Annotated in this window: 14 protein-coding genes; 7 read left to right on the forward strand and 7 right to left on the reverse strand. The window is 70.3% G+C overall.

Annotated features, from left to right (window positions below; genetic code table 11):
• Positions 1–89: 89 nt before the first annotated feature.
• Together V4Y04_RS16185 and V4Y04_RS16190 are read right to left on the reverse strand one after the other, a co-directional pair.
• A complete protein-coding gene (locus V4Y04_RS16185; RefSeq protein ID WP_332428719.1) occupies positions 90–959 on the reverse strand; it encodes an ABC transporter permease in 870 nt (289 codons plus the stop codon).
• On the reverse strand, positions 956–1,987 hold the full coding sequence (locus tag V4Y04_RS16190; RefSeq protein ID WP_332428721.1) for an ATP-binding cassette domain-containing protein: 1,032 nt from the start codon (positions 1,985–1,987) through the stop codon (positions 956–958). Before V4Y04_RS16190 ends, V4Y04_RS16185 begins: the two co-directional genes overlap by 4 nt.
• A gap of 87 nt (positions 1,988–2,074) precedes the next feature.
• Here V4Y04_RS16190 and V4Y04_RS16195 point away from each other — a divergent pair, with 87 nt between their 5' ends.
• Complete coding sequence (locus tag V4Y04_RS16195; protein WP_332428722.1) at positions 2,075–3,031, forward strand: TetR/AcrR family transcriptional regulator; 957 nt, start codon at positions 2,075–2,077, stop codon at positions 3,029–3,031.
• Here the strand turns inward: V4Y04_RS16195 and V4Y04_RS16200 are convergent.
• Positions 3,005–4,039 carry a WD40 repeat domain-containing protein gene (locus V4Y04_RS16200; protein ID WP_332428723.1) on the reverse strand — a complete coding sequence of 345 codons (1,035 nt, stop codon included), beginning with the start codon at positions 4,037–4,039 and terminating at the stop codon, positions 3,005–3,007. The genes V4Y04_RS16195 and V4Y04_RS16200 overlap by 27 nt on opposite strands.
• An 88-nt stretch (positions 4,040–4,127) precedes the next feature.
• Between V4Y04_RS16200 and V4Y04_RS16205 the strand changes: the two genes are divergently transcribed.
• The 3 genes from V4Y04_RS16205 to V4Y04_RS16215 all read left to right on the forward strand — a co-directional run bounded on the left by V4Y04_RS16205 (position 4,128) and on the right by V4Y04_RS16215 (position 6,831).
• Positions 4,128–4,808, forward strand: coding sequence for an SGNH/GDSL hydrolase family protein (locus V4Y04_RS16205; RefSeq protein WP_332428724.1), 681 nt, complete (start codon positions 4,128–4,130; stop codon positions 4,806–4,808).
• Positions 4,809–5,164: 356 nt separating this feature from the next.
• Positions 5,165–5,752 carry a Uma2 family endonuclease gene (locus V4Y04_RS16210; protein ID WP_332428726.1) on the forward strand — a complete coding sequence of 196 codons (588 nt, stop codon included), beginning with the start codon at positions 5,165–5,167 and terminating at the stop codon, positions 5,750–5,752.
• An 86-nt stretch (positions 5,753–5,838) separates the two neighbouring features.
• Positions 5,839–6,831 (forward strand): aldo/keto reductase, encoded by a 993-nt coding sequence (locus V4Y04_RS16215; RefSeq protein WP_332428727.1) that lies wholly within the window; start codon positions 5,839–5,841, stop codon positions 6,829–6,831.
• Positions 6,832–7,066: 235 nt separating this feature from the next.
• On the opposite strand, the gene thpR is transcribed toward V4Y04_RS16215, so the two are convergent.
• Complete coding sequence (gene thpR / locus V4Y04_RS16220; protein WP_332428728.1) at positions 7,067–7,639, reverse strand: RNA 2',3'-cyclic phosphodiesterase; 573 nt, start codon at positions 7,637–7,639, stop codon at positions 7,067–7,069.
• A gap of 115 nt (positions 7,640–7,754) precedes the next feature.
• On the opposite strand from thpR, the gene V4Y04_RS16225 reads away from it, so the two are divergent.
• Positions 7,755–8,288, forward strand: a complete 534-nt coding sequence (locus V4Y04_RS16225; RefSeq protein WP_332428730.1) for a Uma2 family endonuclease — start codon at positions 7,755–7,757, stop codon at positions 8,286–8,288.
• On the opposite strand, the gene V4Y04_RS16230 is transcribed toward V4Y04_RS16225, so the two are convergent.
• Both V4Y04_RS16230 and V4Y04_RS16235 read right to left on the reverse strand, forming a co-directional pair.
• Positions 8,260–9,735 (reverse strand): MFS transporter, encoded by a 1,476-nt coding sequence (locus V4Y04_RS16230; protein WP_332428732.1) that lies wholly within the window; start codon positions 9,733–9,735, stop codon positions 8,260–8,262. The genes V4Y04_RS16225 and V4Y04_RS16230 overlap by 29 nt on opposite strands.
• Positions 9,736–9,793: 58 nt before the next feature.
• A complete protein-coding gene (locus tag V4Y04_RS16235; RefSeq protein ID WP_332428734.1) occupies positions 9,794–10,231 on the reverse strand; it encodes a MarR family winged helix-turn-helix transcriptional regulator in 438 nt (145 codons plus the stop codon).
• Positions 10,232–10,422: 191 nt separating this feature from the next.
• Between V4Y04_RS16235 and V4Y04_RS16240 the strand changes: the two genes are divergently transcribed.
• Complete coding sequence (locus V4Y04_RS16240) at positions 10,423–10,605, forward strand: ribbon-helix-helix protein, CopG family (protein ID WP_332428735.1); 183 nt, start codon at positions 10,423–10,425, stop codon at positions 10,603–10,605.
• Between the two features lie 84 nt (positions 10,606–10,689).
• On the opposite strand, the gene V4Y04_RS16245 is transcribed toward V4Y04_RS16240, so the two are convergent.
• Complete coding sequence (locus V4Y04_RS16245) at positions 10,690–12,141, reverse strand: NCS2 family permease (RefSeq protein WP_332428736.1); 1,452 nt, start codon at positions 12,139–12,141, stop codon at positions 10,690–10,692.
• A 191-nt stretch (positions 12,142–12,332) separates the two neighbouring features.
• Between V4Y04_RS16245 and V4Y04_RS16250 the strand changes: the two genes are divergently transcribed.
• Positions 12,333–12,731, forward strand: coding sequence for a DUF2530 domain-containing protein (locus tag V4Y04_RS16250; RefSeq protein ID WP_443080026.1), 399 nt, complete (start codon positions 12,333–12,335; stop codon positions 12,729–12,731).
• The last annotated feature ends 66 nt before the right edge of the window (positions 12,732–12,797 follow it).

Genomic DNA, 12,797 nt, shown 5'->3' on the forward strand with positions numbered 1-12,797 from the left:
TCGCATGAACACGTCAAGGAGGCGGACGGCATTCACACCCCGGACACCGTCCGCCTCCTGCCGCATCAGCCGCTCACCGACTCACCGACTCACCGACTCAGCTTCTGGAACCTCCGTACCGCGAGCGGCAGGAAGATCGCCGTCAGGACCAGCGGCCACACCCCGGCCATCAGCAGCGCGTGCTGCTCGACCCAGGAGTCGCCGCCGCCGACCGGCGTGCCGAACAGCTCACGGGTGGCCGCGGCCGTGGACGAGATCGGGTTCCAGGCGGCGAGCCGGCCCAGCCAGTCGGGCATGAGCTGCGGGGCCACGAAGATGCTGGAGATCATCGTCAGCGGGAAGGCGACCGCGAACAGCCCGCCCGCCGCCTCCGGGTTGGGCACCAGGAGCCCGAGCCAGACCCCGAGCCAGATGAGCGCGAACCGCAGCCACAGCAGCAGGCCGAACGCCGCGAGGAAGTTCCAGCCACCCTCCGGTCGCCAGCCCATGGCCAGCGCGGTGAGCACGAGGATCCCCAACTCGGCGCAGGCGACGACCAGATCGGTCACCCCGCGCCCGGCCACCACCGCGGACGGCGCCATCGGCATCGAGCGGAACCGGTCGATCACGCCCTTGGTGGCGTCGTACACCACGATGGTCGCGGTGTTGATGAAGCCGAACGCCATCGTCATCACGAACATCCCGGGCATCAGGAAGTCCCTGTAATCCCCGCCGCCGGGTACCGTCATCGCGCTGCCGAAGACATAGCCGTACAGCAGCACCGACAGGATCGGGAAGCCCAACTGCCAGGCGATGTTGACGGGCTGGCGCCGGTAGTGGGTCAGCCCGCGGCGGACGATGTTCCAGCAGTCGGCGAGCGCCCAGTAGGCGCGGCCGCGCGCGACGGGCGCGGTGGTCGAGCCGTTCGGGTCCGCCGGGCCTGCCTGATCCGCCGGGTCGGTCAGGTCGACGGCGCTCACGCGGCAGCCTCCTTCGTCTGCGAAACGTCCGTGCGGTGGCCGGTGAGGCGCAGGAAGACGTCGTCGAGGCTGGGTCTGCGCAGCCCGATGTCCTCGACCCGTACCCCCTCGTCCTGGAGGGTGCGCGCCACCTCGGTCAGCGCGGCCACGCGGTCCGTGACCGGGGCGTGCACGCGCAACTCGCTCTCGTCCGACTCGGGTTCGCCGTCGGTGACCCGGGCGACCACCTTCACCGCCCGTGGGATGTCGGTCCGGTCGGCGACGACGACCTCGATGCGGTCGCCGCCGACGAGGCTCTTCAGCCCGTCCGGGGTGTCGTCCGCGATGGCCCGGCCCTGGTCGATGACGGTGATGCGGGAGGCCAGTTTGTCGGCCTCCTCCAGGTACTGCGTGGTCAGCAGCACCGTCGTGCCGTCCGCGACCAACGCCCTTACGGAGTCCCAGACCTCGTTGCGGCTGCGGGGATCGAGCCCCGTCGTCGGCTCGTCCAGGAAGAGCACGGCCGGCGCGAGGATCATGGAGGCGGCGAGGTCCAGGCGCCGCCGCATCCCTCCGCTGTAGCCGCCGACGCCCTTGCCGGCGGCGTCGCTCAGGTCGAACCGCTCCAGCAGTTCGGTGGCCCGTGACCGGGCCCGTTTTCCGCCCAGGTGGAACAGCCGCCCGAACATCTCGAGGTTCTGACGTCCGGTGAGCACCTCGTCCACGGCCGCGTACTGCCCCGTGAGCCCGATTCTCGCCCGCACCTCGCGCGCCTGCCGCGAGACGTCGAGGCCGGCCACCGTGGCCCGTCCCCCGTCGAGCCGGACCAGCGTCGACAGGATGCGCACGGCGGTGGTCTTCCCGGCGCCGTTCGGCCCCAGCAGGCCGTGCACGGTGCCCGTACGGACGGCGAGGTCGAAGCCGTCAAGGGCGCGCTTCTCGCCGTACCGCTTGTCCAGCCCTTCGGCCCGCACCGCGTAGTCGCCGCCCCCGCCGGGCCCGCCATAGCCGCCGCCGGGTCCGTCGCCCTTGTCATGGCCTTCGTTCATGGGTCCCCCTTCCACTTAACTGGGTACACCGTACTCGATTACGCGTACGGTGTACCCAGTTTTTTCGCGCGGATCTAGACTGGCCCCATGACGAGCGGTGGGCAGACCAGCGGCAGGGAGACGAGCGGGAGCGGTGACATCACCCGCACCCTCGACCTGCTGTGGGGCACGGGCCGGCGGCCGAGCCGCGGGCCGAAACCCGGCCTGACGCTGGAGCGGATCGTGGAGGCCGCCGTCGAGCTCGCGGACCGGGAGGGGATCGGCGCGCTCTCGATGCGCCGGATCGCCGCGGAACTCGGCACCGGCACGATGTCCCTGTACCGCTACGTCCCCGGGAAGGCCGAGCTGCTCGACCTGATGCTGGACCGCGTCCAGCGCACCTCCGAGGACCCCGGCGACTTCGGCGACGGCCACTGGCGCTCGACCCTGGAGGTCCTGGGCCGCGCCGCCCTCGCTCTGTACCGCCGCCACCCGTGGCTGCTGGAGGTCAACCAGTCCCGGCCGATCCTCGGACCCAGCGCGCTCGACGGCATGGAGAAAGTGATGTCCCGGATCAAGCCGATGGGCCTGTCCGATCCCGAACTGCTGTCGGTGATCGTCATGATCGAGGGGTACGTCGTCGGCGCGGCGCGCACCCAGCTGTACCAGCAGGAGGTCGAGCACACCTCCGGGCTGACGGACGCGGAGTTCTGGGAGGCCCAGCGGCCTGCGCTGGAGAAGGCCATGGCCAGCGGACGCTATCCCGTCATGGCCGGCCTCGCCGAGGACACCTTCAGCTCCGACTTCGACCACTTCGAGTTCGGACTGCAACGCATCCTGGACGGCTTGGAGCTGTTCGTGACCGCCCGCACCGCGGAAACCGCTCCGGCGTCCGCCCCGTCATCCATTCCGGCGTCCATTCCGGCGTCCGCCCCGTCGTCCGCCCCCGCAGCCGGGCCGGACCGCTCGGCCGGACCGGACCGCTCGGCTCCGCCGGACCGCTCAGCTCCGCCGGACCGCTCGGCTCCGCCGGACCGCTCAGCTCCGCCGGAACAGCCGTCGTAGCCCGAGCAGGAGGGCTCCCACGACGACCACGCCGATCACCCCGATCTTGAGCCCGTCACCACCGGCGCCGTCCCCGTCCTCACCGGCGGCCGAGTCGCCGCCCGCGGACGACTCCCCGCCCTCGCCACCGGCGCCGCCCCCGGGTACCTCCCGGGACTCGACCGGGCTCTGCTCGCCCTCGCTCCCGTACATCAGCCGGGAGCCGTCCGCGGAGTAGCTGACGGACTCGCCCTGTCCCGCGAGCGGCACGCTGAGCCGCCCCTTGCGCTCGATCTTCCCGTCCGTCGCGTCGTCCCACGCGTACTGGATGCCGCCGAAGTACGACCGTACGGCGAGCTGCCGGCCGTCGGGCGAGAAGGCGGCGTCGGTGGCCCACAGGTCGACGGGGGCGACCGGCCGGAAGACGTTGCCGCCCGAGGCGGAGAGTTCGGCGGGCCCCTCGTAGAGGTGTCCGCCCTCCTCCTTCTTGTCGACGATGTAGACGCGCCCGCTCTTCGGGTGCACGACGAGGGACTCGGCGTCACGGGCCCCGTCGGAGTACGTCACGACGTACTGCGTGGCCCGCACGGTCTGGTCCCGCAGTTCCTTCGGCTCGGGCAGCTCGTAGATCCACACGTGCGGCCAGGTGCCGCCGAGGTTGTCACCGATGTCCCCGACGAAGATCCGGTCGTCCGGCCCGATGGAGATCGCCTCGACGTCCCGGGGGGTACCGATCCCGGTGAGGGTGATCCGGGCGACGGTCTCGCCGGTCGCGCTGTCGACGGCGTAGAGGTAGGGGCCGTCGTCGCTGTCGTTGTGGGTCCAGTAGACGCCCGGGTGGAGCCGGGAGGCGGCGAGCCCGCTGGACTCGGTGATCCGCGGGTCCTGGATCGTGAAGGAGTCGTTCCCCGCACCCGCGTCGTCGCCGTCGGCGGCCGCGGCGGGCGCGCCGAGCGCGCCCACGAGCAGGACCGGAGCGGCGAACAGGGCGGCGGCGGCCGCGGCGAGCGGGGCGAGGGGTCGGCGCATGCCCCAAGAGTGCCATCACGGCGCGCAGTTCACGGTGGGTGGTCGGACTCACATCGCGGTGGCGGGGCGGATCGACGATGATGACCGGATGCTCAGGTTCATGCCCGTCGGCGACTCGATGACCATCGGGGGCGCGGGTGAACACACCTGGCGCTACCGACTGTGGCAGCACCTGTGCGCGGAGTACGGCGGCCCCTTCACCCTCGTCGGCCCGCGCGAGACGCTGCACGACCCGCAGACGGACTCCCCTACCTCGTACGCCTACGCCGACCCGGACTTCCCGCGCGGGCACCTGGCCGGCTGGGGCGAGGGCTGGCACCACATGGTGCCGCTGATCGGCGAGTCCGTCCGGACCCTGCGCGCCGACGTGCTCCTGGTCTCCCTGGGCCTGATCGACCTCGGCTTCTACACGAACCCCGAGCAGACCGCGGACAACGTCCGCGCCTTCGTCGCGGCGGCACGCTCGGCCAACCGGCGCGTGCGTCTGGTCGTGCTCCCGGTCATACCCAACATCCGCGCGGAGGTCGATCCGGGCTTCGCCGCCCAGGTCGCCCGCTTCAACGACCTCCTGGCGAAGACGGCCGTCGACCTGGACACCCCGGACTCCCCCGTCCTCCTGGCCGCGCTTCCGCCGGAGTACGACATCCACGCCGACACCTACGACGGCACCCACCCCAACGCGAACGGCGAACACAAGATCGCCGAGGCCTTCGCGGAGGCGTTGTACCGGGGCTGGGAACTGGGCGGTCCCTACGAGGCGGCAGCATAGGGGGGCCTGTCCTGGGAAACCCCGGAGGGGGCCAGGGAGACCCGGGGAAGCCCTGGGCGTCGTCTTCAGCGGTGGCCTCGTCGCTCGCCGCCCGCCCTCTCGCCGCCCCGCCCGCCACTTAGCCCGCCCTCATCGCTCGTCCTCCAGGTCGAAGCAGACGGCGCGGGCCCGATCCAAGGTCGGGACGGTGGCCGACGGTCAGGCGGTCAGGCGGTCAGGCGCCGTACGAGGGTGACGAGGTGGTCGGTACGGTCCCGCTCCGGCATATGCGCTTTCTCCCGTGTCCCGGTCACCGTGCGTATCGTTGTACCGCGCGGCTGCACTCGTCCACGGGGCAGCCGGGGAGGAGCGCCACGATGACCGTCGTAGACGACAGGATCGCCATGGCCGACGCCAACACGCAGCGCTTGGACGAGTGGTTCGAGCGGCTGGAGCGGATGCCCGTCCCCGAAGGATTCAGGGTCGAGATCGTCGGGGGCAACGTCCATATGACACCGCAACGGGACACCCACTGGGGGATCATCCGGCGGATCATCCGGGCCGTCGAGGACAGGTTCGGCATGGACGTCACCGTGTTCTCGGACGTCCGTATCGACTTCCCCGGGCATGGGAACGGCTTCTGCCCGGATGTCGCGGTGCTCCGGGAGGGGGCCCGGAAGGACGCCGAAGGCCACTGGCGGTATCAAGACATCGAATTCATCGTCGAAGTCATCTCCGAGGGCACGGCCGCCAACGACTACGGCCCGAAGAAGGCCGCCTACGCGACCGCCGAGGTCCCGCTCTACGTCATCGCCGACCCCTACCAGGCCCGGTGCTACGTCTACACCCGCCCCAAGAACGGCGACTACGTCACGCGGACGAAGGTGGACTTCGGCGACACCCTCGACCTGACCGGGACCGTCGCGGACCTGAAGCTCGGCACCGACGGCTTCCCCCGCGACTGACCCCGGGTCCCCTCCGCCTCCCCGTCCCCCTCCTCGTTCCCGTCCCCGCTTGCCTGGAGGGCACTCCAGGTCGTTGGCTGGTGGTCATGGAGTACACACAGCTCGGACGCACGGGACTGAAGGTCGGCCGGCTCGTCCTCGGGACGATGAACTTCGGTCCGCAGACCGACGAGGCCGACAGCCACGCCATCATGGACGCGGCGCTGGACGCCGGGATCAACCTCTTCGACACCGCCAATGTCTATGGGTGGGGCGAGAACAAGGGCCGTACCGAGGAGATCATCGGCAACTGGTTCGCCCAGGGCGGCGAGCGGCGCGACAAGGTCGTGCTCGCCACCAAGGTGTACGCGAACATGGCCGCCGACGGCGAGGCGTGGCCCAACCACGACAAGCTGTCCGCCCTGAACATCCGGCGGGCCGTGGACGCCTCGCTGAAGCGGCTGCGGACGGACCACATCGACCTGTACCAGTTCCACCACATCGACCGCGACACGTCGTTCGACGAGATCTGGCAGGCCGTCGACGTCCTGGTCCAGCAGGGCAAGATCCTCTACGCGGGGTCGTCCAACTTCCCCGGCTACAAGATCGCCCAGGCGAACGAGACCGCGGCCCGGCGCGGCGGGACCATCGGCCTGGTCAGCGAGCAGTGCCTCTACAACCTCGCCGAGCGCCGCGCCGAGATGGAGGTCATCCCGGCCGCGCGGGACTACGGGCTCGGGGTCATCCCCTGGTCGCCGCTGAACGGCGGACTGCTGGGCGGCGTGATCAAGAAGGAGGTCCAGGGCGGGCGCCGGGCCGCCGGCCGGGCCGCCGAGGCCCTCGCCGACCCGGCCGGCCGCGCGCGGATCCAGGCGTACGAGGACCTGCTCGACAAGCACGGCATCGAGCCCGGCGAGGCCGCGCTGGCCTGGCTGCTCACCCGGCCCGGGGTGACCGGCCCGATCGTCGGGCCGCGCACCGCCGAGCAGCTGGCATCGGCACTGCGGGCGGTCGAGCTGGAACTGGGCGAGGAACTGCTGGCCTCGCTGGACGAGATCTTCCCCGGCCCGGGGCCGTCCCCGGAGGCCTTCGCCTGGTAGGACGGACAAAACGGGTAGGACGGGTGGAACACGGCCCGCTCCGGCGCCGGGCACGACAGGCGCCGGAGCGGGCCGACGTCCGCGCGGGCCGACGTCCGCGCGGGCCCGTGTCGGAGCAGGCCGGCGGTGGCGGCGCGGCTAACCGAGCGCCGACGCCAGCGCCACCACGACGAACATCAATACGAGCGCACCGGCCATGATCCGGTTCCGGGTTTTCGGGTCCACGCCCTCGAGCCTAACCGGCCGCCCCGGTCGGGCAGCGCGCGACCACCTCGTAACGGGGCTGCTCGCCCGGTACACCCGACCTCGGCAGGTGGCTGCGCACCAGCGCGAGCTCGCCCACGGTCCAAGCGCGGCTGCGGAACCCGGCCAGCGCTTCCAGGTACGGCTGTGTGTCGATAGCCGTGCCGCTGCGGGCCAGCGTCAGGTGGGCCTTGTAGCGGCGGTGCTCCTCCCTCTCCACGCCGGCCTTCCGCCCCGCCGCCTCCGCGCGCTCGGCGAGCAGGCGCAGGGTGCGCAGGTCACCGTCCGCCCCGGCCCACAACGCCCTCCCGTGCCCGAACTGGCCGCCACCGCCCAGGGCCAGCCCGAACGGCTCGGTGCGGGCCGCCGCCCGCTCCAGGCGCGCCGTCAGCCCGGGTACGAGAGCGTCGTCGACCTCGCCGTAGAAGGCGACGGTGAAGTGCCATCCCGCACGGCCTGTCCAGCGCAAGTCCTCCGCCCCGGGCAGCCCCCGCAACACCTCGACCGCGACGGCAAGCTCCTGGGACACGTCCTCGGGCGGCAGCACGGCGGCGAAGAGTCTCATGCGTCCAGTCTCACCGGCGAACACATGTACACCCACACGTGTCTTGGTCACCGTACGTATCGTTGTCATGCGCGGCCGCACCCGTTCCGGGTGTGGCCGGGGAGGAACACCACCGATGACCGAGTGCACCGGCGAACTCACACTCGACATGATGTTCGGGTGGCTGGAGAAGATGCCCGTCCCCGAGGGATACAAGGCCGAGATCGTCGGGGGCCACATCCTCCTGACACCCCAGCGGGACACCCACTGGGACATCACCATCGACATCCTTGAGCACGTGCGCGCCAAGTACCCGCGCACGTGCCTGTGGTCCGATGTCCGCATGGACTACCCGGGGCGTCTCAACGGGTTCGCCTCCGACGTGGTCGCTTTCACCGAAGGCACCCGCCGCGACATCGAGTTCGTCGCTGAAGTGATCTCCGGGGAGACCGCGGCCAACGACTACGGTCCGAAGAAGGACACCTACGCCGCCGTCGGCGTCCCCGTGTACCTGATCGTGGACCCGTACACCGGCGAGTGGCACCTGCACACCCTGCCGAAGGACGGCACCTACCACGGTGCCGTCACCTTCGGCTTCGGCGAGGAGATCGACCTGACCGGGACGGTCGTCGGCCTCGTCCTCAGGACCGACGAGTTCCCCCGCGACTGACCGGTCCCGCCGCGCCGGAGGCGATCCCCGCCGGCACGGGCGCCGCCGCCCCCGCCGGCACGGGCGCCGCCGCTACGCCGTTCGAGCCGGCTCCTCCTGACGCCCGCGGCACGAACCGCATCCTCGGATGTCCGTCGTTCCAGCCGACCGACAGGCGCAGGTTGCCGACGCGGGCCAGGATCAGGCCGATCACGGCGGCGGCGAGGGCCGCGATGGCGCCGCCCGTCGCCAGGCCCACCCGGGCACCGTAGGTGTCGGTCATCCAGCCGACGATCGGGGCGCCGACGGGCGCGCCGCCGAGGAAGACCATCATGTACAGGGCCATGACGCGGCCGCGCACGGCCGGGTCGGTGGCCATCTGGATGCTGGTGTTGGTGGTGACGTTGACCGTCATGGCGAACAGGCCGATCGGGATCATGAGCAGGGCGAACAGCCACAGGGTGGGTGCCCCGGCCGCCACGATCTCCAGTGCGCCGAAGGCCACCGCCGCCATGATCAGCAGCCGCAGACGGGCCGTGCCGCGCCGGGCGGCGAGCAGGGCGCCGGCCAGGGAACCGACCGCCATCAGCGTGTTGAACAGGCTGTAGACGCCCGCTCCCCCGTCGAAGACGTCGTCGGCGAAGGCCGAGAGGTAGACGGGGAAGTTGAAGGCGAAGGTGCCGATGAACCCCACCAGGACGATGGGCCAGAGCAGCTCGGGCCGGCCCGCGACATAACGCAGTCCTTCCCGCAGTTGCCCCTTGCCGCGCGGGGACGGCGTGACGGAGTGCAGTTCGCGGGCCCGCATCATCAGCAGGCCGGCGATCGGCGCGATGAAGGACACGCCGTTGAGGAAGAACGCCCAGCCCGTGCCGACGCCGGTGATCAGCAAGCCCGCGACGGCGGGGCCGACCAGCCGGGCGGACTGGAAGTTGGCGGAGTTCAGGCTGACCGCGTTCTGCAGCCGGCCGGAGCCGACGAGTTCCGCGACGAAGGACTGGCGGGCCGGGTTGTCGACCACCGTGGCCAGACCGGTGACGAAGGCGGCGACGTAGACGTGCCAGACCTCGACCTGCCCGGTGAGGGTGAGGGCGGCGAGCGCCAGCGAGGTGAGGGCCATCGCCGACTGGGTGACGAGCAGCGTGGGGCGCTTGCGCAGGCGGTCGACGAGGACGCCGCCGTACAGGCCGAACAGCAGCATCGGCAGGAACTGCAGGGCCGTGGTGATGCCGACGGCGGCCGAGGAGGCGGTGAGGGTGAGCACCAGCCAGTCCTGGGCGATGCGCTGCATCCAGGTGCCGATGTTGGAGACGACCTGGCCGAGGAAGAACAGGCGGTAGTTCCTGATCTTCAGCGAGGAGAACATCCCATCGGACCTGCGGGGGGCCCGGTCCGGCGCTTCGGGGTCGGTCGGGGTGTCGTCGGTGTCAGGTGCGGGGGCGGAATCTGCTCCGGATCCCGTACTCAAAGTTCGCCTCCTAGCGGCAACTGCTGGGTTTCCTGGCTAAGTTTTCTGGCTGGGTTCTCTAGAGGTGCGCGAGCTTCTCCAGGACGGGGGCGGCGGCACGGAGCTTCGCCCACTCGTCCTCGTCGAGCTGCTCGGTCAGGGTGGAGAGGAAGACGTTCCGCCTGCGGCGGCTTTCCTCCAGCATCGCCTCCGCCTGTTCGGTCTGCGTGACGACCTTCTGGCGCCGGTCGTCCGGATGCGGCTCCAGCCGGACCAGTCCCTTGGCCTCCAGCAGCGCCACGATGCGGGTCATCGAGGGCGGCTGGACGTGTTCCTTGCGGGCGAGTTCGCCCGGGGTGGCCCGGCCGCACCGGGCGAGGGTGCCCAGCACCGACATCTCGGTGGGGCTGAGCGACTCGTCGACGCGCTGGTGCTTGAGCCGACGGGACAGACGCATCACGGCGGATCGGAGGGCGTTCACGGCGGCTACGTCGTCGCCCTGGCTGAGGTCTGGCATGTTATTTAGCGTAACTCATTACTCTCGCTAAAGGACTACCCGCGTCGAGCCCACCTACCGCCGGCGCCCGTGACCTCGGCCACTCACCCACGGAATCGCCCGGCCGGATCACTCGGTCGAATCACTCGTACGAGTGATTCCGGCGTGGATGCGGGCACGCCGGGCCGGGATGTGCGGCAACCCTCATGCCCATGGGGACCGATGTACTCAGCCTGCGCATGGACCACGAGCTGCTCGAGCGGCTCCGGCAACATGCCGCCAGACGCGGAATGAGCGTCCAGGACTATGTCGTCCAGACGCTCATTCGCGATGACTTCGACCAGCGGTTCCAGACCGCCGTCGAGGAGACGGAGAAGTTCTACGACGTCACTTGAACCTTGACGCCGAGCGGTGACACCGAGCCGTGACGCTTCTCCCGCCGAGCCGGGCCGGGCCGGATCAGGCCGGCCCGGGTCGGATCAGGTCAGGCCCAGCGCCGGCATCAGGTAGTAGAAGGCGAAGACCGCCGACACCACGTACAACGGCACCGGCACCTCCTTGCCGCGCCCGGCCGCCAGGCGCAGCACCACGAAGGTGATGAAGCCCATGCCGATGCCGTTGGTGATCGAGTAGGTGAACGGCATCATCACCATGGTCACGAAGGCCGGGATGGCGATGGTGTGGTCCGCCCAGTCGATCTCCTTGATCGAGCCCGCCAGGATCAGGAAACCGACCGCGAGCAGCGCCGGGGTCGCCGCCTGCGACGGGACCATGGTGGCGACGGGTGTGAGGAACAGCGCGACGGCGAAGAGCGCCCCGGTGACGACGTTGGCGAAGCCGGTGCGCGCGCCCTCGCCGACACCGGCGGTGGACTCCACGAAGGCGGTGGTGGCGGAGGCGGAGCTGGCGCCACCCGCGGCGACCGCGACACCGTCGATGAACAGGACCTTGTTGATGCCGGGCATCTGGCCCTCGCCGTCGGTCAGCTTGGCCTCGTCGGAGATCCCCATGATCGTGCCCATCGCGTCGAAGAAGCACGACAGCAGCACGGTGAAGACGAACAGGACGCCGGTCAGCACGCCGACCTTACCGAAACCGCCGAACAGGCTGACCTCGCCGATCAGGCCGAAGTCGGGGGTGGCGAACGGGTTGCCGGGCCAGGTCGGGGTCGTCAGGCCCCAGGAGGGGATGTCGGCCACGGCGTTGATGATCACGCCGAGAACGGTCATCGCGACGATCGAGATGAGGATCGCGCCGGGCACCTTGCGCACGATCAGCGCGAGGGTGAGCAGCGCGCCGAGGATGAAGACGAGGACCGGCCAGCCGGTGAGGTGACCGTTGCTGCCGAGCTGCATCGGCACGGTGGTGTGCGCGGCGTCCGGGATGCGGGAGATGAAACCGGAGTCGACGAGGCCGATCAGCATGATGAACAGGCCGATACCGATGGCGATGGCCTTGCGCAGACCGTGCGGGACGGCGTTCATCACGCGCTCGCGCAGACCGGTGGCGACCAGCAGCATGACGATGAAACCGGCCAGTACCACCATCCCCATGGCGTCCGGCCAGGACATGCGCGGGGCGAGCTGGAGCGCGACGACCGAGTTCACGCCGAGACCGGCGGCCAGCGCGATCGGCACGTTGCCGATGACACCCATGAGCAGCGTGGTGAACGCCGCCGTCAGGGCGGTCGCGGTGACCAGCTGACCGTTGTCGAGCTGGTTGCCGTACAGGTCCTTCGAGCTGCCCAGGATGATCGGGTTCAGCACGATGATGTAGGCCATCGCGAAGAAGGTGGCGAACCCGCCACGAATCTCGCGGGGCAGGGAGCTGCCCCGCTCGGAGATCTTGAAGTAGCGGTCCAGTGCGCCGGAGCCGGGGCTGGACCCCGGCTGATCGGGCATCGGAGCCTTGGCGGGGGCCGACGTGGACATGCGGAAACCTCATCACCGGTGGACCCTGTTCAAAGTCCTTTGGTGTTTTCTACGAACAGAAGTGGCCAGAGACAAACGAATTCAGTATGAACATATAACAAGACTCCCGCTATCTCCGCGCGTAGACGAGCCAGGGTGGCGTGACGCGGACGCGGCGGACGTCGCACCCCCGCTCCTCGTAAGCTGTCCGCATGGCCGCTTTCTTCTCGGGTCTCTCCGACATCGTCAAGGGGAACCCCCAGCACGAGGCACCGGAGCCCCTCGAGGGCCCCGTGGTCGCCACCATCGTCGGCGGCACGATCCTCTGGTTCGCCCTCTTCCTGATGCAGCTGCCGTTCTACGGCTGGTTCGACGACCGCGGCCACACCTGGTGGCTGTGGACCTGCCTGGCCGGCGGCGGGCTCGGCTTCATCGGCATCTGGTACGTCCGCCGGCGCGACGCGGCGATCAAGCGCACGCAGGCGGCACAGGGGGCACAGACCGTGGACCCCATGGATGCCATGGACACTGTGGAGGCCGCGGAAGCCGCCTCCGGGATCCCTGAGGCGGAATCCCTCCGCGGCGCCTCCCCCGCACCCTCGGCCGACTGACGGCCCGGCCGGTGGGCCGTCAGGCCGACCGGCCGCGATTCCCGTACTACCACGGGCCCATACCCG

The organism is Streptomyces sp. P9-A2, from assembly GCF_036634175.1.
Lineage (GTDB): Bacteria > Actinomycetota > Actinomycetes > Streptomycetales > Streptomycetaceae > Streptomyces > Streptomyces pratens.